We start from the raw sequence: 20,389 nt of genomic DNA on the forward strand, positions 1-20,389 counted from the left end.
TGCCTCACCCCGTCTGGATCAGAAGAACCCCAACGGATTGATGTCGTAGCTCACCAGCAGGTTTTTGGTCTGCTGGTAATGGTCGAGCATCATCTTGTGGGTTTCACGCCCGACGCCGGATTTCTTGTAGCCACCAAACGCAGCATGCGCCGGGTACAGGTGGTAGCAGTTGGTCCACACGCGACCGGCCTTGATCGCCCGGCCCATGCGGTAGGCGCGGTTGATGTCGCGGGTCCACAGGCCGGCACCGAGGCCGAACTCGGTGTCGTTGGCGATCGCCAGGGCTTCGGCTTCGTCCTTGAAGGTGGTGATGCTCACCACCGGGCCGAAGATTTCTTCCTGGAACACGCGCATTTTGTTGGTGCCCTTGAGCAGAGTCGGCTGGATGTAATAACCGGTCGCCAGGCTGCCTTCGAGTTTTTCCACCTTGCCGCCGGTCAGCAGTTCAGCGCCTTCGCCCTTGGCGATTTCCAGGTACGAGAGGATCTTGTCGAATTGCTGCTCCGACGCCTGGGCGCCGACCATGGTGTCGGTGTCGAGCGGATCGCCGCGTTTGATCTGGCTGACTTTCTTCATTACGGCCTGCATGAATTCGTCGTAGATCGATTCCTGCACCAGCGCGCGGGAAGGGCAGGTGCACACTTCGCCCTGGTTGAAGAACGCCAGTACCAGACCTTCGGCGGCTTTTTCGATGAAGCTCGGCTCGGCCTGCATAATGTCTTCGAAGAAGATGTTCGGCGACTTGCCGCCTAGCTCCACGGTGGACGGAATGATGTTTTCCGCTGCGCATTTCATGATGTGCGAGCCGACCGGGGTCGAACCGGTGAAGGCGATCTTGGCGATGCGCTTGCTGGTCGCCAAGGCTTCGCCGGCTTCTTTGCCGAAGCCTTGCACGACGTTGAGCACGCCCGGCGGCAGCAGGTCGCCGATCAGTTCCATCAGCACGCAGATGCCCAGCGGGGTTTGCTCGGCAGGTTTGAGCACCACGCAGTTACCGGCGGCCAGTGCTGGCGCGAGTTTCCACGCGGCCATCAGCAGCGGGAAGTTCCACGGGATGATCTGGCCGACCACGCCCAGCGGTTCATGGATGTGATAGGCCACGGTGTTGCCGTCGATTTCCGCAGCGCTGCCTTCCTGAGCGCGCAGGCACCCGGCGAAGTAGCGGAAGTGGTCAGCAGCCAGCGGGATATCGGCGTTGAGGGTTTCGCGGATGGCTTTGCCGTTGTCCCAGGTTTCGGTGATCGCCAGCAGTTCGAGGTTTTCTTCGATACGGTCGGCGATTTTCAGCAGGATCAGTGAGCGTGCCTGCACGGAAGTGGCGCCCCACGCATCGGCGGCGGCATGTGCAGCGTCCAGCGCCTTGTCGATGTCTTCGGCGGTGGAGCGGGGGAATTCGGCGATGGGCTGGCCATTGACTGGCGAGGTGTTGGTGAAGTACTGACCTTTGACCGGCGCGACGAACTCGCCGCCGATGTAGTTACCGTACTTGCTCTTGAACGAGACTTTGGCGCCGTCAGTACCGGGGTGGGCGTAACGCATGATGATGTTCTCCTTGGCTTTGTACTTATTAGAGAAACGCGCAAGTGCGCTTGCTATAAGCGTAGAGCAAGGGGCGGGCCACTGCCGTGCAGGTCAGGCAAATCAAGGGCTTGGCCAGTTTGTCTCGGACGAATGGAGGGGCGCTGTGACGGTTTCGGTACAGCGCGCGTGACAATTTGTACCGCTTGCGGCACAGCCCGTGACCGAGCGGTCTTGCCAGCATTGCAATGCCGGAGCCGCTGGAGGATCCTCAGCCAACAGAAATCCGGTAGGAGCTGCCGAAGGCTGCGATCTTTTGCTTTTGTTTTTCAAGATCAAGATCAGAAGATCGCAGCCTGCGGCAGCTCCTACACAGGAATGCGTCGACCTTTCGGGGAGAACAATAAGAAATGCACGACAACCATTTGAGTCGCCATGCCCGCCAGGTTCTCACCGTCACCCAGGGCAAACCGCACCTGCACGGCCCCGGAGCCGATCCGTCGATCGCCCGTTCGTGGCTGCGCTGTCTTGAGGACTATCACCTCGATCCTTCTGTGACCATGGCCCCGACCGTGCTCGAGCATGGCCGGGTGCTGGAAAGTCGCGAACGTCTGCAGCAAGTGCTGCAGATCGCCGGTACCGAAATGAGCAGCTTGCATCAACAGCTCTCCGGGGCCGGTCACGCGGTGCTGCTGACTGACGCGCGTGGGGTGATCCTCAATTGCGTCACCGCGCCGGCCGAACGCAAGATTTTCGAGCGCGCCGGGCTCTGGCTTGGCGCCGACTGGAGCGAAGCCTGCGAAGGCACCAACGGCATCGGCACCTGCCTGGTCGAGCGTCAGGCGCTGACCATTCACCAGGACGAACACTTTCGCGGCCGCCACACCGGGCTGACCTGCTCGGCGAGCCCGGTGTTCGATCCGCAGGGTGAGCTGCTGGCGGTACTCGACGTGTCTTCGGCCCGGCCGGACGTCTCGCGGCAAAGCCAGTTCCACACCATGGCGCTGGTCAATCTGTCGGCGAAGATGATCGAGAGCTGCTACTTCCTGCGCTGTTTCGACAATCAGTGGTTGCTGCGTTTTCACCTGCAGGCCGAGTCCGTCGGCTTGTTCAGCGAAGGACTATTGGCGTTCGACGGCGAAGGGCGGATCAGCGCGGTCAACCAGAGCGCGCTGAACCTGCTCGGGCATGGTCGCGGTGGTCTGCTCGGGCAACCGGTGGAAGCGTTTTTCGATTGCTCGCTGGACGAATTGCTTGGCCGTGCCAGCGCCAATGCCAGCGCCAGTTGGCCGCTGCGTACCTGTGATGGGCGGCATTTGTTTGCCGTGTTGCGCGGCGAATCGCGCAAGCCGACAGCGATTGTCCCAACGCCCATCGCAGCGCCGGCACCACGCCTGCCCGGCATTTGCCTCGGCGACGAAGCGTTGCAGGCCGAGTTCCGCAAAGCCCTGCGCGTGTTCGAGCGTGACGTGCCGCTGTTGATCAACGGCGAAACCGGTTCGGGCAAAGAGGCGTTCGCCAAGGCAGTGCATCAGGCCAGCCAACGCTGCGGCAATGGCTTCGTCGCACTCAATTGCGCAGCCATTCCGGAAAGCCTGATCGAGAGCGAACTGTTCGGCTATCGCGGGGGCAGCTTCACTGGCGCGCGCAAGGACGGCATGCGCGGCAAACTGCAACAGGCCGATGGCGGCACGTTGTTCCTCGATGAAATCGGCGACATGCCACTGGCCTTGCAGACGCGCTTGCTGCGTGTGCTGGAGGATCGGCAAGTGGTGCCGATTGGCGGCGAACCGCAGACGGTGGACGTGCGGATCATCAGCGCGACGCACCGCAATCTGCTGGAGCGGGTCGAGGATGGCAGTTTTCGCGAGGATCTGTATTACCGCTTGAACGGACTGGAAGTGGCGTTGCCAGCATTGCGTGAACGCAGTGATAAATCGCAGTTGCTGGATTTTCTATTGGCCGAGGAGGCGGTAGGCGAAACGATCCTGATCGACGAACCGGCGCGGCAGTCGTTGCTGGCGTTCAACTGGCCGGGGAACGTGCGGCAACTCCGCAATGTCCTGCGCACGCTGGCGGCGTTGTGTGATGGCGGGCGGGTCGGGGTTGAGGATTTACCGGTGATGATTCGGCAGGCGCGGCCGGCGGTTGTGGCGGCGCAGATCGCCGCCCAGCCACTGGACGACGCCGAGCGTCTTGCATTGCTCAATGCGCTGGAGCAGACGCGCTGGCACATGACCCATACAGCGCAGCAACTGGGCGTAAGCCGCAACACCCTTTATAGAAAACTGCGTAAACACGGAATTGAGCGGCGTGTCAGCTGAAAGCCCTCACCCTAACCCTCTCCCAGAGGGAGAGGGGACTGACCGAGGTGTTTTGGCGATTTACGCCGACCTGAAATATCGAGCCGAACTCAGGATTTGAAGGCGACCGAGATCGGCTTCCTCTCCCTGGGGAGAGGGGCTGCGATCGAAAGCCGGGCCGATTTACGCCGACCTGAAATATCGAGCCGAACTCAGGATTTGAAGGCGACCGAGATCGGCTCCCTCTCCCTGGGGAGAGGGCTGGGGTGAGGGGCTGCGGTCTTAAACCGTGCGCAGATGTAGCCGCCAACCCGTCTCCATCCTTCAGCTAAAGAGTGCCATTTCCCCCTCCCTACGCTAACCTGCGGCCATGTTTTACGAGGTCGACTATGCACATTCATATTCTGGGTATCTGCGGGACTTTCATGGGCTCGATGGCGGTGTTGGCCAAAGAGCTGGGCCATCACGTGACCGGCTCCGACGCCAACGTCTATCCGCCGATGAGCACGCAGCTCGAGGCCCAGGGCATTCAGCTGACGCAGGGTTATGACCCGGCGCAGCTCGATCCGGCGCCGGATCTGGTGGTGATCGGCAATGCCATGTCCCGTGGCAACCCGGCGGTGGAATATGTACTGAACAAAGGCCTGCCGTACGTCTCCGGCCCGCAATGGCTGGCCGATCATGTCCTGCAAGGGCGCTGGGTACTGGCCGTTGCCGGTACCCACGGCAAGACCACCACCAGCAGCATGCTCGCCTGGGTGCTGGAACACGCCGGCATGAGCCCGGGTTTCCTCATCGGCGGCGTGCCGCAGAATTTCTCGGTGTCGGCGCGCCTGGGCGGCACACCATTTTTTGTGATCGAGGCTGACGAATACGACAGCGCCTTTTTCGACAAGCGCTCGAAGTTCGTCCACTACCGCCCGCGTACCGCGATCCTCAACAACCTTGAATTCGATCACGCCGACATCTTCCCCGATCTGCCGGCGATCGAGCGACAGTTCCACCACTTGGTCCGCACCATCCCGAGCGAAGGCCTGGTGATCCATCCGACCACCGAGCCGGCCTTGCAGCGCGTGATTGAAATGGGCTGCTGGACCCCGGTGCAAACCACCGGTGCCGGCGGTCAGTGGCAGGTCAAGTTGCTCAGCGAAGACGGCTCGGCATTCGAAGTGATGTTCGAAGGTGTGTCGCAAGGCACCGTCGAGTGGGAATTGACCGGTCAGCACAACGTCGCCAATGCCCTGGCTGCTCTGGCTGCGGCGCGGCATGTCGGTGTGGTGCCATCGATGGGCATTGCCGGGTTGAGCGCGTTCAAGAACGTCAAACGCCGTATGGAGAAAGTCGCTGAGGTGCGCGGCATCACCATTTACGACGATTTCGCTCACCACCCGACCGCCATCGCCACCACGCTTGATGGCCTACGTAAACGCATCGGCGACGCGCCACTGATTGCGATCATCGAGCCGCGCTCCAATTCGATGAAACTCGGCGCCCACCGTGACGGCTTGCCGGACAGCGTGGTCGATGCCGATCAGGTGATCTGGTACGCCCCGGCCAACCTTGGCTGGGACTTGGCTGCAACCGCTGCGTTGTGCACGGTGCCGTCGATCGTCAGCGATTCGCTGGAAGGCATCATCGAGCGCGTGAAGAGCCAGGCGCAGCCGGGCACCCACGTAGTGATCATGAGCAACGGTGGCTTCGGCGGCCTGCACGGCAAACTCGCCGAGGCGCTGCAATGAACACTTTTTCCCAGGCCGGCGGCCCGGAACGCATCACCCTGGCGATGACCGGCGCCTCGGGCGCGCAGTACGGTTTGCGCCTGCTTGATTGTCTGGTACGCGAAGATCGCGAAGTGCACTTCCTGATCTCCAAGGCTGCGCAACTGGTGATGGCTACCGAGACCGACGTGTCCCTGCCGAACAAACCACAGATGATGCAGGCCTTCCTCACCGAGTACACCGGCGCCGCCGCCGGGCAGATTCGGGTGTATGGCAAGGAAGACTGGATGTCCCCGGTGGCCTCCGGCTCCGGTGCGCCGGCGGCAATGGTGGTGGTGCCGTGCTCGACCGGCACGCTGTCGGCAATTGCCACCGGTGCCTGCAACAACCTCATCGAACGCGCGGCCGATGTCACGCTGAAAGAGCGTCGCCAGTTGATTCTGGTGCCGCGGGAGGCGCCGTACTCGAGCATTCATCTGGAGCACATGCTCAAGCTGTCGAACCTGGGCGTGACCATTTTGCCGGCGTCGCCGGGCTTCTATCACCAGCCGCAGACCATCGATGATTTGATCGACTTCGTCGTGGCACGGATTCTCAATCTGCTCGGCATCCCGCAGGACATGTTGCCGCGTTGGGGTGAGCATCATCTGAGCAGCGATGAATAAGCTGCCGGTGCTCGTGCTGGCGGTGCTGCTGACCGGGTGTGCCACCGCGCGCACGCTGGATGCGGCGAAACCCGGCGCGCCGGTGGTGTATGCCGGGACGCGGCTGGATTTGTATGCGTTGAATGGCGGCTGCTGTGCGATGGATCGGTTTGGTGCCGAGGCGCCGAGTTACCCGGGCGTGGACCTGCCGGCCAGCGCGTTGCTCGACACGCTGTTGTTGCCGCTGTCTTTGCTGACTGTGATCGGCGTGGGATTCCAGGCGACTGGCGGATTGTAAAGGTCAAAAGATCGCAGCCTTCGGCAGCTCCTACAGGGGAATGGGGTCTTCTGTAGGAGCTGCCGAAGGCTGCGATCTTTTGGTTCTGAAAGTCCTAGAGTTATTTGCCTAACTTGCGCAGCTCATCCGATTCGATCACCCGCACCCCATCCTGTTCTTCCAGCGCCAGGCGCCACATCGCCCGCGCTAGTTGGCAGGCTTCGATGCCGTGGTATTTCCCCGGAATCAGCTTCGATAACGGCCCGGCCAGTTGCTCGGCCAGACGCGGTTCAATGCGTTCGCCGAGCAGCAGCGAAGGTCGGCAAATGGTCAGTTGCGGCCAGTCCTGCGCGCGCAGGGCCTGTTCCATCTCGCCTTTGACGCGGTTGTAGAACACCGAGGAATTCGGATCGGCGCCAATCGCGCTGATCACGATCAGGTGCCGCGCGCCCATCTCCCGCGCGCGTTTGGCAAACGCCACGACCATGTCCAGATCCACTGCGCGAAAGGCTTCTTCGGAGCCGGCCTGCTTGATCGTGGTGCCGAGGCAGCAATAAGCGATATCGACCCGGCCACTGAGCTGCGGCAGAAACGTCTGCGGGTCGCCGACCGGGTTTTCCAGATGCGGATGCTCGGCCAGCGGCCGGCGTGATGGGGCGAGGACACGGGTAATCGTTGGCTCGTTGAGTAAACGGTCGAGCAGATGTTCACCGGTCAGTCCGGTGGCTCCGGCAAGCAATACGTGCTGAGGCGTCAAGTACATAGTGTCTCTCCCTTGATACTGTTCAGCTTAGTTGCCTTTTTTCGCTGCGTCGTTCAATGCGCTGCTTTGCAAAGCTTTGCGCGCTTGCTGTTTACGCAGCAATTGCCAGTGCGACAGCACGGTCTTCGGTGCCCAGATCTGCGGCTCCGAGGCTTCGAAACCGTCGGCCAGTTCGCGTTCGGCGACAGTGGCTTTAGCCAGTTTGAAAGCTTGTTCCAGATCGTCGGTCTGGTTCAGCGCCTGAGCAAACAGGGCGTCGCCAAAGTAAGTGAAATTGGCTTCTTCCGAACAGCCGAACGACACCCGATCTGCACGCGAGGCGGTCATGATCAGCGTGCGTTCGTCCTTCAATGCCGGGATGAAACCGCCGGAATAGCACGAGGAAATCACGATGACCTTGTCGCGATGCTTGAGCGGCGCGAGCACCGCGGCGAGTTCATCGGCGGGCAGGTCGGCCAGTTCCATGCGCGACTGATCGAGCACCAGTTCATGCTCGGCGGTGCCATGGCTGGTCAGATAAATGAACAGCAGATCTTCCGGCCCGCTGCGTTCGGCGAGGGTTTGCGCGGCGCGGCGCAGGTTCTCGCGGGTGGCCATCGGCCGGTCACCGAGGTGGTCGCGGTGATTGACCAGACGGATCTGGCCGAAGGCGCCGAAGCGTGTGTTGAGCATGTTGGCGACGTAGTCGGATTCGCGCAGAAACACGCTTTGCTTGCCATCGCCACCGAGGGTCAGGGTGTACAACTCGACCGCCGGGGTCGAGGCCGGGATTGCCGACAGCGCCTCGTCGAGCAGACGACCCTGGGCGAGCAAACCGAGCTCGAGGGTGTCGGGCAGCAATTTGCCGTCGGCGTCTCGCACACGCTGGCCGTTGATCCAGGTGCCACTGAGCACGCTGCCATCGGTCAGCACCAGCGTGCCGCGGCCGGAGTAGCTGTCGTTGTCGAAGCCGCCGACGTAGAAGCTGCCGTCGGACAGGTTCAAACGGCCCTGGCCGGTGAATCGCCAGTCGTTGAACACACCGATGTAATGGCTGCCGTCAGCGCCGATCAATTCGCCCTTGCCGCTCAGCGCGCCTTCCTTGAACTGGCCGAGCCAGACGTCGCCGTCGGCATTCTCGTAGCGGCCCTTGCCGTGCAGTTGATTATTCTTGAAACCGCCAACGTAGATATCGCCGTCGGCGCTGGTGTAAGTGCCGTTGCCTTCCAGTTGACCGTTGACGAAATGCCCCGTGAACGCATTGCCGCTGGCGTCGCCGCGCTGGCCTTCACCGTTGGGTTTGCCGTGGGCGAACTGGCCTTGATAGGAGCTGCCGTCGTCCATCTCCAGACGGCCGAGGCCGGAATACTGGTCAGCCTTGAATTCGCCGCGATAGGTCATGCCGTTTTCTTTCAGCGTACCCTCGCCATCGCGCCGGCCCTGCTTGAAACCGCCGGTGTAGCTGCTGGCATGGGTGCTCAGGCTGCCCTGGCCGTCGAACAGACCTTGCTGGAACTGGCCGCGATAGACCTCGCCATTGCTGCCGTGCCATTCGCCTTGCCCGTGCCACTGGCCCTTGTCGAACTGCCCGGCGTACCAGCTGCCGTTTGGGTAGTCGACGCGGCCCTGACCCTGCAGCAAGCCGTCGACCAGTTCGCCGCGATAGCGTCCGCCATCGGGCAGGCGCGCATCCGGCGGCAACAGCGATTCGCCGTCGCCGCAAGCGGTGAGCATCAGGGTCAGGGCAAGGGGTGCAAGTCGAGCGATTGAGCGCATAGCGGGATCCGGGCAATTAGGCGACCGAGTATGCCGCAGCTATGCATCGCATATATAGAGACGTGACGCGAAACAGCGTGCGCTGCTTCGCATCCGGGATGATCAGACGAAGCAGAGTGACAGCGGCTCGGCGATATAGGCCGGTTTGTCCGAGCCCTCTATCTCCAGTGTCGCGGTAGCCTTGAGCAGCCACTGGCCGGGTTTTTTCTCGGTCACTTCGACCATATCGACCTTCAATCGGACTTTCGAATTGACCTTGACCGGCTGGATGAACCGCACGCTGTCCAGGCCATAGTTGACGACCATCTTCACGCCTTCGGGCAGCACGAGGATGTCTTCCATCAGTTTCGGCATCAGCGACAGCGACAGGAAACCGTGGGCTATCGTGCTGCCGAATGGCGTTTGCGCGGCTTTGACCGGATCGACGTGAATGAACTGAAAATCACCGGTGGCTTCGGCGAACAGGTTGATACGCTCCTGATCGATGGTGAGCCATTCGGAACGTCCAAGTTCCTTGCCGACATAATCTTTGAGCTCTGCAACGGGAACATAGGGCATTGAGACTCTCCTTGGGTTCATCGGTTTTATAGTTTTTCTGGTGGCGGATTTGACCGGCCTGCGAACCACTGTAGATCATCATGGCGATTTGCTCAGGTCAACCGACCATGCTTTTGGCGAATGCCGGTCCATAGCGCCGGCATGCTTATAATGCCGGGCCCCTGCTGGGTGAAATACAAGACGGAGATGTCAGATGTTGTTACGTGGCCTGACCCTGCTGGTGCTGTTTCAATTGCTCGGCACAGCGCTCAATCACTTGCTGCTGCCGATATTGCCGGGGCCGATCATCGGGCTGCTGCTGTTGCTGGTGTTCCTGATCATTCGCGGTGAAGTCGGCGAGCCGCTGAACCAGGCGGCGGGCAGTCTGCTGCGTTATCTACCGTTGCTGCTGGTGCCGCCAGCAGTAGGCGTGATGGTGTATGCCACGGCGATTGCCGCCGATTTCTGGGCGATCGTCGGCGCGCTGGTGGTCTCGCTGATCCTGTCGATGGCCTTTGCCGGCGTGCTCATGCAACGTTTGGTCAAGCGTCACGCGCCGCCGGCGGAGGAGTCCTGATGCTGTTCGACTGGCAAGGCGCGTGGGCCTCGGTGATTCACCATCCGCTGTTCGGCATCGGCATTACCCTCGGTGCCTATCAACTGGTGCTGGCGGCGTTCGAGAAAACCCGCTGGATCTTTCTGCAACCGGTGCTGGTCTCCATGTTGTTGGTGATCGGTGTGCTGGTCGGCTGCGGCCTGACCTACGCCGAGTACCGCAAGAGCACCGAAATCCTCAGCATTCTGCTGGGGCCGGCAACCGTCGCACTGGCGGTGCCGCTGTACCTGAATCTGCGCCGGATCCGCCAATTGTTCTGGCCGATTTTTACTACGCTGGTGATAGGCGGGGTAGTGGCGACGGGCATGGGCGTGGCGCTGGGCTGGTGGTTCGGTGCCGATCACATGATCCTGATGACCATGGCGCCGAAGTCGGTGACTTCGCCGATCGCCATGCTGGTCGCCGAGCAGATCGGCGGTGTGGCCGCGCTGGCCGCGGTGTTCGTGCTGATCACCGGGGTGATCGGCGCGATCTTCGGCCCCGCGCTGTTGACCCGGCTTGGCGTGCACAGCCCCGAGGCGCGCGGCATGGCGCTGGGCATGACCGCCCACGCGGTCGGCACGGCGGTGGCGATGCAGGAAAATGATGAGTGCGGCGCGTTTGCCGCGCTGGCGATGAGTCTGATGGGCGTGGCCACGGCGGTGTTCCTGCCGTTGGCGGTGTCGATGGTGGTGTAAGGAAATGTCTATGAGTCTGCCGCTTTTCCCGCTGAACACGGTGCTGTTCCCCGGCTGCAATCTCGATCTGCAGATCTTCGAGGCACGCTACCTCGACATGATCGGCCGCTGCATGAAGCAGGGTGTCGGCTTCGGGGTGGTGTGCATTCTTGAAGGCAGTGAAGTCGGCGTGGCGCCGGAGGGATTCGCGCTGGTGGGATGCGAGGCGCGGATCACCGATTTCCAGCAGCAGGACAACGGTCTGCTCGGCATCCGCGTGCAGGGCGGGCGACGCTTCAATGTGCTGCGCACCGAAGTGCAGCGTGATCAATTGATTCTCGCCGATGTCGAGTGGCTCGACGACGAGCCCGAGCAACCGCTGCAGGAGGAGGACGCCGATCTGGTGGCGCTGCTCAAGGCGCTGGCGGAACACCCGATGGTCGAAGCGCTGGACATGGGCACCGAAGCCGCGGGCCAACAGTCACTGGCCAATCAGCTTGCCTATCTGTTGCCTTTCGCCGAAGAAGACAAAATCGATCTGCTGCAACTCGACGACCCGCAGCAGCGGCTCGACGCAATCCAGGCGTTGCTGGATGAATTGCAGGGTGAATTGTTTGCCTAGTTGCACTCTGAATCAACTCAGGGCGCCTGCCAGCATTGTGTTGGTTCGGTCTTTATCATAATTTCAGGTGACCCGCGGGAAGCGGGATACTTGAATAAAAATAAGGACGAATCATGACTGTATATGAAGATGAATGGGCATTTTGGGATGATATTGCCGGCAAGTATATTTTGAAACATGCCGAGACGGATCATAACGTCAGGCACGTGGTTGACGCGGCATCAACTTATGCGGACCTGATGGTGATAGCCCGCCGTAAAAGAAAATCTGAAAAAGTTCCTGTCGGCGAAGTGCCGCGGATGTCTGCATCAGCAACTACCGTCGTGACTGCGACGGCGGTCTGATTATTTCCCTTTTTCAGCATTGCCTGCCGTTGCGGTTACCAGACGGCAGGTGTTTACAGGTGGGCAACCATGGCTTTAGCAAACATAAACAACCAGACATTCACCGCGCATCTTTATCTTGATGGCCGGCCGGTAGTGCTCAATCAACAACGTCTGCAACAGGCTCTGCGCAACCTGCGGATAACCAGAGCCGAGAAACTGGAGGCCGAAGTAGGACTCGCAGATTCACGCGTGTCCAGTTTCATAACCCTGGCCGACCATGAAGACGACACACCACTGTCGCTGAAATTTGTCCCCAAAGGTGACGAATATCTCATCAGTGTGGTGCTGGCGGGAATGTTCGATGGCGCGCGGTTATTCCTGGAGGACAAGACTCATAATCTGCTGGCCAGCACCAGTGCCCCAGAGCAGTACTTTTCAATCAGCACTACCGGTGTTTCAAAGGCAAGCTTCAGTCATTTCAAATCCGGCCCTGCCTGGCTCGAGCTGATCGGCGAGCCTCATGACAGGCCCTTGTATCGTCATATAAGCAGCGGAATGAGCACATTCCTCAAGGTCGATCCCAACAGCACTGGGCATAACGCCTTCAATAACAAACCTGCGATATTTGTGATCAAGGTCATCGACGAGCGTTCAGCGGTTACTTGATAAAAAAGGCGCCATTCATTTTTAAATGAATGGCGCCTTTTGTCAGGCTCGATAATGTTCGGGCACTGGCCAGGTCACATCGTTGGAGTAGGTGTTTTCGCCTTTTGGCAACTTCAAGACGACACCGCCGGAGCGGGCTATTCGATTGATCAAATGGTCATAAGCAGTGGCACCATGGCGCATGTAATCGGCCCCGTCGGTGCCTGCCCATGTGGCTTTCTCGATAGCCTCAGCGGAGTTCCCGGCTTTGCGCAAGATATCTTCGACTCTGGCCGCCTGGCTCAAGTCCGAACTCACCAGCCATATCCTCTCTGCACTGATACCTCGCGTCGGCATTGATATCCGGCCTTCGAGGGTATCGCCGTCGAAATCCTTGTTGTTCAGATAGATGTTTTCCACTCGTGGCACCACCTCGATACCCCGAGTGTCGATGACGTACAGGAAGCCTAGCGTTTGCTTGCGACGGAGCAAGGGATAGTCACGCGAGTTGTCCATTTCAAACGATGTCTCGGAATCGTTGGCTGAACTGTGCCGATTTCCGCTCGACGAATCACTGTCAGAGAAATGCCCCCGGATAACGGTTGGCCTGACTGTTGTAGTGTCGAGGGTTGGAGTAGTAATCAAAATTCATGTAGGTCAAGCCATCGGCCGCGCCGAATGTCGCGCTGAAAGCCGATTTGGTCGTGGAGTCGGAAGGATTGCCCCGCAATTTCACCAGGCGTTTGTCTCGAGCCAGTTCAAAAGGCGTGCGCAAGTCAGCACGGAACATGGCCGGGATGTCTGTTCGGTAAAGGTAGCCATGCTTGTTTCTCTTGTAGCCTGCATGCTCCAGATAACTTTTCAGGAAGTTTTCTTCATAGCGCTGCTCTACGGGATGTGAGTCGAACTCAGAGTTCTCGCCTTCCTCTCTCATTCTCAGAACGAGAGGTTGCATCTCTTCTGCAATCTGCGCAAAGCGGGTGTCATCCAGCGGATTCTCGGTCAGGCGTTTGTGCTGTTCGGCCCAATCGGGGAATCGCCCATGCTCCATGTCTTGTCGCAGACGTTTTTGCTGAGCCATGCTCAAGTTGTAGCTGCGCAGAATGTGCGCACGTTCCGTCTCGGACCTGTGTGGATATGACCATCTGAATGAGTCGCTCAGAAACTTGTGAGTATCCGGCTCGTTGAAGCGCGTAGCCCAGTCGGGCGCTCTTCCCAAGGCTTCTGCTTCGATTCGGAATACCAGCGCCTGTGCGCCCTCAAGGCGGTATACGCTCCAGATATCACCATCGCTCCAATGCGCAAGTTTCAGCGGGACAGATGCATCGCCCCGTGCCTCGTTCGGATCAACCCGAATCAAGCGTCCATTCTCATCCGCCAGGGCGAAACCTGCCTCTCGTTTCACTACTGTGAATTCATGCCACTTGCCATACGGGCCAGTGTGCTCGATCGCCCGGTGTTCGCGAACCGAGTAATAGCCCCGCGCATCCGCGGTATAAGACGAGGCGTACTGCATGGGGTCGTAGTACTCGAGCGGCTTCTTCAGACTCCAGACATTACTGTCGTTCACGCGATAGAGAGCAGGCCCTGAAGGAATCCGCTCGCTCGGCAATCTGGCGCGCCAGGCCTTCATCAGATCGTGAAACGCCACCATCACTGTCAGTCCGGAAGCTGCCAAGTCATCGTTGGCGATGTCGGCGAACGTGCGACCCTTGTAGACCTTCAATCCGTCGGCATTGTGACTCAACGTCTCATCAATCCTCTGTAAATAGGGCTCCAGGGGTGATGCCGCCGCTCGACGTTGAAGTGCCTGCGTTTGCGGAATCTGCGTAATTGTCATGCCAGGCTCTGTTTTTGCAAGACTGCTGTGAGGGTGGCCAGTGACAGGTCCGGGCAACCAGTCCGGATCGTCCGGCCTCATGCGCACAGGCAAGTGCAAGTCCAGATCCATCGTGCGCTCAGGATGAGAGGGGCGGGATGTTGAAGTCGATGCATCTGGTGTCAATGAAGGGCGTACGCCCCCAGGTTTTTGTCGCATGGGAAAATCCTTTTTTTGCGGGTCGGCCCTCCATGGGCCGTGGTGAGCGGGTGCCAGTCCGGGCATCGGAGCCCGCACTGGCACGTTGTTGAATCTGGAGCGGTCGCGGTCAGGTTCCGCTGATGGGGATGAAGAGATCGTCGAGGTTCAAGTGTTTCTGCGGATCGGTCGCCAGGCTCCAGCTTTTTCTGATCGAGTTGTAAGTCAGCGTACCCTCGGTGTCGGGCTGGTAACCGATGTCGGTTACGTAAACCCGTGCCGCCAGTTCGTTGCGCTGTCTGTGCTGCTCGATGTCGGCCACCAGTGCGTCGACGCTGGCGTAGCTGCGGGCATTGATGACGTACAGTTGCAACACTTCAAACAGCAGCGAGACTTCATAGATATGGCCGGCGGAGGTCACCACGCTGATGGATTCCACAGGCGTGTCATCCTCGATATCCGGCAGTTCGATGGTGACGCTGGCAATGCGCAAGCGATTGTCCTCAAGCTGGATATCGTCACGCTTGACGGTTTCGCTCAGCGTGCGAGTGAACAGATTCCACGTTGACGCATTCGCCGTTTTCGCCGCGGCGCCCGGGGTGGACAGGCGCACGATGCAGTTGCTGGCCAGGTAAACGTCATACGTCGCGCTCTGGCCCTCGAGTACGTAGATGCCTGTGTGCGTGCGTGGCTCGATGACCACTTTGCTCGCTTGCGCAGTCAGCACCGGTTTTTCGCTGACCAGGGGCCGGACAAACAGGTAGTTGCCATTGCGCCTTTTCAGCCAGCTGCGCGTGCTGGACACCCGCGTACCGGGATTTCTGGCGTCCTCTTCGTAGTCCAGCCCGGGCACCTGCAGGCGGTACGAGACTTCATCCTGCATGACCAGCACGATGTCTTGCGCCAGCAACGGGGTGGTGACTTTCAGGCTGTTGCGGCCGCTGTAGCCCGTGGCCGCAGCGATGGTCGTTATCACGCCTTTAAACAGTACTGCTTTGGAGGGCAGCAGAAGCGACAGGCAAATGTCTTTGTAGATCAGGTGGGTATTGCCCGAAACGCCGTTACGCACTTCGACTTGGTAGCTGAGCACCGCGTCGACGATTTCGCTGGCCTTGAAGTCAAGGTAAACCGTGCTGGCCGTGGCAGCGGCAGCAGTCGCTGCAACGAACTCGACCCGACGATCCGTGCGTGCAACGAAGTGTCGGTGCAAGCCCTGAGGGGTGATCGTCACCGTGCCGCCATTGACGATGGCCGGGGCAGGTGCCGGTCGACCGTTGACGGTCACAGCGACCTCGATGTCCTGACTCGCTGCTTCACCAGGTCGAGCCGGGAGCAACGCCAGCAGTTCATATTCGTCCTGAGTGCGGAACAGCCATCGGGCGTTTTTCAGTTGGCGTTGGCCGTCGACCATCTGATAGACGTTTTCCAGAGTCAGCACATGGTCGGGGTCACAGCCATCGTTGCCGCGCAACGAGGTGATCACCAGTGAAGTGCCGATGAGCTGCCAGCGCTGAATGACCGAGCGCGCCCAGCCGAACTCGACCACGCTCGAATGTTCACCCTCCTCGATGATTGTCGTCCGCGCGTTGGTGTTGGCGATGTAGTAACGATCCTCGCCATGGCCACCGTCGACCCGACATTCGGTGCCGAAGATAGCGATAGTGTCATTGCCGTCGCCGGCCTTGACGCGGTCGTATCCGTTGGCAGAAATCTGATTGGCGTCGGCCGTACCCGTGACGTGACTGGTGCCCTTGCGCAGGGTCGAGACATTCTCGAAAGAGGTCAGGTGGGCGACTTCGATCCCTTCGGCCTGCGGATCCAGGCCGCGCAGCATCACTTTGCCGGTCTGCAGATTGATGTCATGCCCGACGTGGCGCGTGTCACTGGTCGGGCGACTGCCTTCGAACGCCACCATATCAGCGCCGCCTCCGCCGTCCAGCACGTTGACATGGGCCGGTTTGCCCGAGCGATCCAGTTCCCGGGCGGTGATTTCGTGATAGAAGGCATCGTTCTTGTCGCCGCCGGTGAGGGCCTTGTGGCCGTCGCGGTAGGTGAACAGGTTGGGCTGCGCCTTGACGCCGACGACGCGATCATTGCCATCGCCCATGCGCCAGAACACGCCTTTGCCTTCACCCGCGCTGCCGCTGACCTTGCCCTTGAGATCCGCGGGCAAGCCATCGCGGGCATCGATCACATCGTCTGCGCCGACGATCACTGCCTGATTGTCGAGCTTGAACGGTTTCTCCCCGGTGCTTTCGTCCCAGACGTAACGCCATAGCTCGACAGCCTGTAATTCGGCGCGGAAGGCGCCGTTCACCACATGTTCGATGGAATTTTTGTACGCGCCCTCCAGCATGTCCTTGGCTGACAGTTCGAGCTGTTTCTCATGGTCGCGATAGCCTTTGGACAGCTTGAAGCGATCCATTACCTCGGTGTCCAGTTCCTTGCCAGTGAAGGCGAACCAGCCCGAGCGCAGGCGTTCATGGGCGGTCAGCTCGATGTAGTCGTCGATATCGTCAACCACTCGTGCAGCCTGGTAGATCATTGAGCCGGCGATCAACAATGCCGCAGCGACGAGGCCGACGGGCCCTGCAACGCTGCCAAAACCGGCCAGGGCGGCGACGCCCAGCACCAGGCTGATCCCCGCACCGGCGACACTCATGGCACCGCTGACGTAGTGATCCTGGGCCTCTTTGCCGGATGTGGCCGCGGCGGCGTTGAACGATTTGACGGCGTCGATGATATCGAAGGGCAGCGTGATCGCGCTGGCGAACATCCCGGCCCCGCGGCTCATGTATTTGCCCACCGACGTCAGCGGGAAATATTTGAAGAGTTTGCCGCCGTTGGTGAGCATTGCCTCGCCGGTTTTGGTCAGGCCCTGTTCGATGATCAGCGAGCCCAGTTCCGCTGCGATGGATCCGCCCTGGAAGATCGCTTCCAGCTTGTCACCCTTTCTGATTGCGTCGGCCATGGCCATGTAGCCGCTGTAAATGCCGAAGGCTTGCAAGCCCACGCCTGCACCGCTCATCAAATAGCTTTTGTTCCTGTTAACCCAGCCGGGGGTGTTTTCGAACGAATCGGCCCGATGGATGCCCAGTTTTTGCGCGGCTTTGCCGAGCTGGTTGAGGCGCTCCATCGTGCTCCCGGTACCGATGGGCGTATCGCTGATGAACAACGGCCCGGCATCGATGGAGCGTTTGCAGGCGATTTCAAAAAACAGCATGGCAGGCACGGCGCTGTCCGGAATGTCGACCGACTGCAGCCGGGCTTCGACTTTTGCCGCTTCGAAATTAAGGCCATCCAGAAAGGCCTGATCGGCATTTTTCATATCGGTATTGGCCGGGCTGACGGGTTGCCCGTTAACCGTCGCGCCCAATGCCTGCAGTTCGACCCGGCTGGTCGTGAACTCGCCGATGCGCAATGGGCCGTAATACTTGTCGAGAGACCTGAGGCTTTGCCGGTGGGCGGCATCAGCGTTGTTTTCGAGAGCGGGTGAAGGCAAATGATGGAGATTGCCTGTCGAGGGCGCATGGACGTTGGCCGAGGCATCGATCGGCGTGACCTGAAGCAGGCGCACGTTGGCAATGTGCGCGGAGGGTACGATGAGTTTCGACACGTCTTAATCCTTTAATGGTGTGTTTGAAGAGCCGGTTTCCTTACCGGTGTTGCCTGTGTCATCTGCGTTTCAGGGCCAGACGATGTCGTGCCCGGACTCGTTCCTGTTGCCCGACAGCCTGACTATCGGCAGAGCGGCCGCTTCGGCCTTGTCGATCAATCGATCGTATTCGAACTTGTTGGCATGCCCGGCATGGGTGGCCGCTTCGATCCGCTCGGCGCTGTTGCCGGCCATGTCCTTGATGTCCATCACCCTGGCGCCTTTGGTCTGGGCACTGTTGAGCAGCCAGATGCGCTCGGCATCGAGACCGCTGCGGGTGACCGAAATCAGCCCCTCGAAATCGTCGCTGGGGAACCAGGTCGGCGGCGTGTCGCGCGCGGTGGCATTGAACATCATGTTTTCTTCGTGGGGGACGACTTCCAGGTTCCGGGTGTCGAGGGCGTAGAGGAACATCTCCGTCTGGCGCGTGCGCGTGGATCGATAACCGCGCTCGTGATCCCATGTCACGGGGCTGGCCGGGTCAGACCAGTCGGAAGACGAACTGCTGGAAGAATCACTTGCGTCACTGTCCGAGCTGCTGTCTGCGGCATCCCGCCCCGGGTACTTATGCATCTGACTGTTGAAACGCAGGTACTCGGGATCGGGCGCGCTGGCATACACCTGCGCTTCTTTGAGGCTGAACGTTGCGCTGATCGGCTTGTGCGTGGTGGCGCCGGGCTCATGGTGGTAGCGCGGCAGCATGGTGCCGTCGTTTGCCAATTCGAAAGGGGTGCGCTCGTCACCGCGAAACAGCGCCGGGATATCGGTGCGGTACAGGCAGTTGTTCTTGTTGCGCAGATAGCCGAGTCGCTTGAGCAGCGCTTCGCGTAGCTCGGGGGTCAGAAAGTTTTCGGCGTGATACCAGTCGTGGCGGGCATTGCGCTTGAGGTTCAGCTGTTCAACCGCATCCCTGGCGAACTGATCGAGGCGGTGCGGATTGTCGACATCGTCCAGCAGCCGCTTGTGTGCCTGGGCCCATGCAGGAATCGCCAGTTGCTTTTCCATCTCCTGCCGCAAACGCGTCAGTTGATCCGGCAGCAGGTTGTAGGACTGCAGAACGGCTTCGCGCTCTGCCAGGCTCAAGCCCGGATGCAGCCAGCGCAAAGCGTCGCGCAGCAAGTCCGTGGCCGGATTTTCCGTGCTCACCGGATCTGCCCACTGTGGGGGTGTGCCTGCGGCCTCGGCTTCGACACGAAACCGCGTGATGTCCCGGCCTTGCAGCCCATACAGTTGCCAGATTTCCAGATCGGTCCACTGTTTGAGGTGCGTGGGAGATGCGTTGAAACCGCCTTCCGGAGGATCGACCCGCCTGAGGTTGCCGAAAGAATCCCTGAAAGCAAACTGGATGCCGTCTTCGTTCGACCTCAGAACCGGTTGCATTTCGTAGTAGCCCTGGGCATCCGGCGAACGCTGCGAAGCGCGGTAACGGCTTTCATCGATAGGCGTGGTCATTGAGGCCAGACGCGGGCGCTTGGCAACAGGGGCGGCATCGGGCTGTGCGCTCACGGTCACCGCGGCCCGCTGCGGCACCGGTTGTTCGGTCAGGCGCCAGGTCGGGCTGTCGGCGTTTTTATAAAGGCGCGCGCCGGAGGCGGTGCGTTCGGTCAAGCGCTTGCTGCGCCAGACGCCGGACTCATCCCGGTCAACATGGGTGGTCTTGATTGCGCCGTCAATTTCGACATCGACAAATCTTCTGCCGACGATCCAGCGAAATCCGTCAGCGTCCGCGGGGTTCATTCCGTGCACAAAAGCTTCGGACAGCCAGTAGTCATGGACCGGACTATTGGCTTGAGGCGCCTGGGTGCCCCGTGTCGGCATCCGAAAGATTTCGACGGCGGGTGGTTGTAAACGGGGCGCGACGATTTGCACGCCCATTGCATCCGCCGGCGACGTGGGATCGACAAGCCCGGGTGTGGGGAAGAGGGCGGGTGAAACGCCATCGAGCTGGCGTGGCGGGAGAGCGGCGGATTCCGGCGGGTGCGACGTGGCCGCGGGGGGCTTTCGAGGTGTTTTTGGGCTCATGGAATACTCGGAACAAACAGATTGAAAGGCATTGTTTTCGGAGTTTGAAAGTTGCGGTATCAAACGTTGAACATGCGCTTTAGTTGTAATTAAGCCAAATCAATCTAACCGGTTTTCACTGGGCGGAATGACACTTTCAAGCAAAGTGTGGCCTGATTATGTAACCTCTGTTTTGTATATGTTTCGAGCGGGGAATTGTCTGGTTTTAATCAGGAAGTTTGACCGGGCACAAGTAATCGAGTGTCAGCAGTGAGTGCCGCTCTTGTCGGAATATTCCTAAAGAGCGGCGTTAGACAAACAATACTTGTAAGTTGG

Annotated in this window: 17 protein-coding genes; 9 read left to right on the forward strand and 8 right to left on the reverse strand. The window is 60.0% G+C overall.

Annotation, left to right across the window (positions count from 1 at the left end; all coding sequences use genetic code 11):
- Positions 1 to 18: 18 nt before the first annotated feature.
- A complete protein-coding gene (gene exaC / locus QRN33_RS16910; RefSeq protein ID WP_024014465.1) occupies positions 19 to 1,539 on the reverse strand; it encodes an acetaldehyde dehydrogenase ExaC in 1,521 nt (506 codons plus the stop codon).
- A 389-nt stretch (positions 1,540 to 1,928) separates the two neighbouring features.
- Here exaC and QRN33_RS16915 point away from each other — a divergent pair, with 389 nt between their 5' ends.
- From QRN33_RS16915 to QRN33_RS16930, 4 genes are all read left to right on the forward strand, one after another.
- Positions 1,929 to 3,842, forward strand: a complete 1,914-nt coding sequence (locus QRN33_RS16915; RefSeq protein WP_285409398.1) for a sigma-54-dependent Fis family transcriptional regulator — start codon at positions 1,929 to 1,931, stop codon at positions 3,840 to 3,842.
- 368 nt (positions 3,843 to 4,210) lie between these two features.
- Positions 4,211 to 5,560 (forward strand): UDP-N-acetylmuramate:L-alanyl-gamma-D-glutamyl-meso-diaminopimelate ligase, encoded by a 1,350-nt coding sequence (mpl, locus tag QRN33_RS16920; protein ID WP_064364045.1) that lies wholly within the window; start codon positions 4,211 to 4,213, stop codon positions 5,558 to 5,560.
- On the forward strand, positions 5,557 to 6,204 hold the full coding sequence (gene ubiX / locus QRN33_RS16925) for a flavin prenyltransferase UbiX (RefSeq protein WP_024014462.1): 648 nt from the start codon (positions 5,557 to 5,559) through the stop codon (positions 6,202 to 6,204). Before mpl ends, ubiX begins: the two co-directional genes overlap by 4 nt.
- The gene (locus QRN33_RS16930; RefSeq protein ID WP_064364047.1) at positions 6,197 to 6,481 is read left to right on the forward strand and encodes a YceK/YidQ family lipoprotein; all 285 of its coding nucleotides are present in this window, start codon (positions 6,197 to 6,199) and stop codon (positions 6,479 to 6,481) included. Before ubiX ends, QRN33_RS16930 begins: the two co-directional genes overlap by 8 nt.
- Positions 6,482 to 6,581: 100 nt before the next feature.
- Here QRN33_RS16930 and QRN33_RS16935 read toward each other — a convergent pair whose 3' ends face one another.
- The 3 genes from QRN33_RS16935 to QRN33_RS16945 form a co-directional block, all read right to left on the reverse strand.
- Positions 6,582 to 7,223, reverse strand: coding sequence for an oxidoreductase (locus QRN33_RS16935; RefSeq protein ID WP_064364048.1), 642 nt, complete (start codon positions 7,221 to 7,223; stop codon positions 6,582 to 6,584).
- 27 nt (positions 7,224 to 7,250) lie between these two features.
- Positions 7,251 to 8,978: a C13 family peptidase gene (locus tag QRN33_RS16940; RefSeq protein WP_285409399.1), complete on the reverse strand. Its 1,728-nt coding sequence runs from the start codon at positions 8,976 to 8,978 to the stop codon at positions 7,251 to 7,253.
- Positions 8,979 to 9,080: 102 nt separating this feature from the next.
- The gene (locus tag QRN33_RS16945) at positions 9,081 to 9,536 is read right to left on the reverse strand and encodes a MaoC family dehydratase (protein ID WP_016773011.1); all 456 of its coding nucleotides are present in this window, start codon (positions 9,534 to 9,536) and stop codon (positions 9,081 to 9,083) included.
- Positions 9,537 to 9,729: 193 nt separating this feature from the next.
- Here QRN33_RS16945 and QRN33_RS16950 point away from each other — a divergent pair, with 193 nt between their 5' ends.
- The 5 genes from QRN33_RS16950 (at position 9,730) to QRN33_RS16970 (ending at position 12,401) form a co-directional block, all read left to right on the forward strand.
- Positions 9,730 to 10,092: a CidA/LrgA family protein gene (locus QRN33_RS16950; protein WP_016773012.1), complete on the forward strand. Its 363-nt coding sequence runs from the start codon at positions 9,730 to 9,732 to the stop codon at positions 10,090 to 10,092.
- Complete coding sequence (locus QRN33_RS16955) at positions 10,092 to 10,808, forward strand: LrgB family protein (protein WP_016773013.1); 717 nt, start codon at positions 10,092 to 10,094, stop codon at positions 10,806 to 10,808. The genes QRN33_RS16950 and QRN33_RS16955 overlap by 1 nt, the downstream gene beginning before the upstream one ends.
- A 10-nt stretch (positions 10,809 to 10,818) precedes the next feature.
- Positions 10,819 to 11,409: an LON peptidase substrate-binding domain-containing protein gene (locus QRN33_RS16960; protein ID WP_042610593.1), complete on the forward strand. Its 591-nt coding sequence runs from the start codon at positions 10,819 to 10,821 to the stop codon at positions 11,407 to 11,409.
- Positions 11,410 to 11,522: 113 nt separating this feature from the next.
- Positions 11,523 to 11,753: a hypothetical protein gene (locus QRN33_RS16965; protein WP_042610592.1), complete on the forward strand. Its 231-nt coding sequence runs from the start codon at positions 11,523 to 11,525 to the stop codon at positions 11,751 to 11,753.
- Between the two features lie 69 nt (positions 11,754 to 11,822).
- The gene (locus tag QRN33_RS16970) at positions 11,823 to 12,401 is read left to right on the forward strand and encodes a hypothetical protein (RefSeq protein ID WP_285409400.1); all 579 of its coding nucleotides are present in this window, start codon (positions 11,823 to 11,825) and stop codon (positions 12,399 to 12,401) included.
- A gap of 42 nt (positions 12,402 to 12,443) precedes the next feature.
- On the opposite strand, the gene QRN33_RS16975 is transcribed toward QRN33_RS16970, so the two are convergent.
- From QRN33_RS16975 to QRN33_RS16990, 4 genes are all read right to left on the reverse strand, one after another.
- Positions 12,444 to 12,896 (reverse strand): hypothetical protein, encoded by a 453-nt coding sequence (locus QRN33_RS16975; RefSeq protein WP_285409401.1) that lies wholly within the window; start codon positions 12,894 to 12,896, stop codon positions 12,444 to 12,446.
- Positions 12,897 to 12,957: 61 nt separating this feature from the next.
- The gene (locus QRN33_RS16980) at positions 12,958 to 14,220 is read right to left on the reverse strand and encodes a hypothetical protein (protein WP_285409402.1); all 1,263 of its coding nucleotides are present in this window, start codon (positions 14,218 to 14,220) and stop codon (positions 12,958 to 12,960) included.
- A 307-nt stretch (positions 14,221 to 14,527) separates the two neighbouring features.
- A complete protein-coding gene (locus tag QRN33_RS16985; RefSeq protein ID WP_285409403.1) occupies positions 14,528 to 18,013 on the reverse strand; it encodes a calcium-binding protein in 3,486 nt (1,161 codons plus the stop codon).
- 69 nt (positions 18,014 to 18,082) lie between these two features.
- Positions 18,083 to 20,074 (reverse strand): hypothetical protein, encoded by a 1,992-nt coding sequence (locus QRN33_RS16990; RefSeq protein ID WP_285409404.1) that lies wholly within the window; start codon positions 20,072 to 20,074, stop codon positions 18,083 to 18,085.
- Positions 20,075 to 20,389: the final 315 nt, after the last annotated feature.

This window comes from Pseudomonas sp. FR229a (assembly GCF_030209115.1).
Classification (GTDB): Bacteria; Pseudomonadota; Gammaproteobacteria; order Pseudomonadales; family Pseudomonadaceae; genus Aquipseudomonas; species Aquipseudomonas moraviensis_A.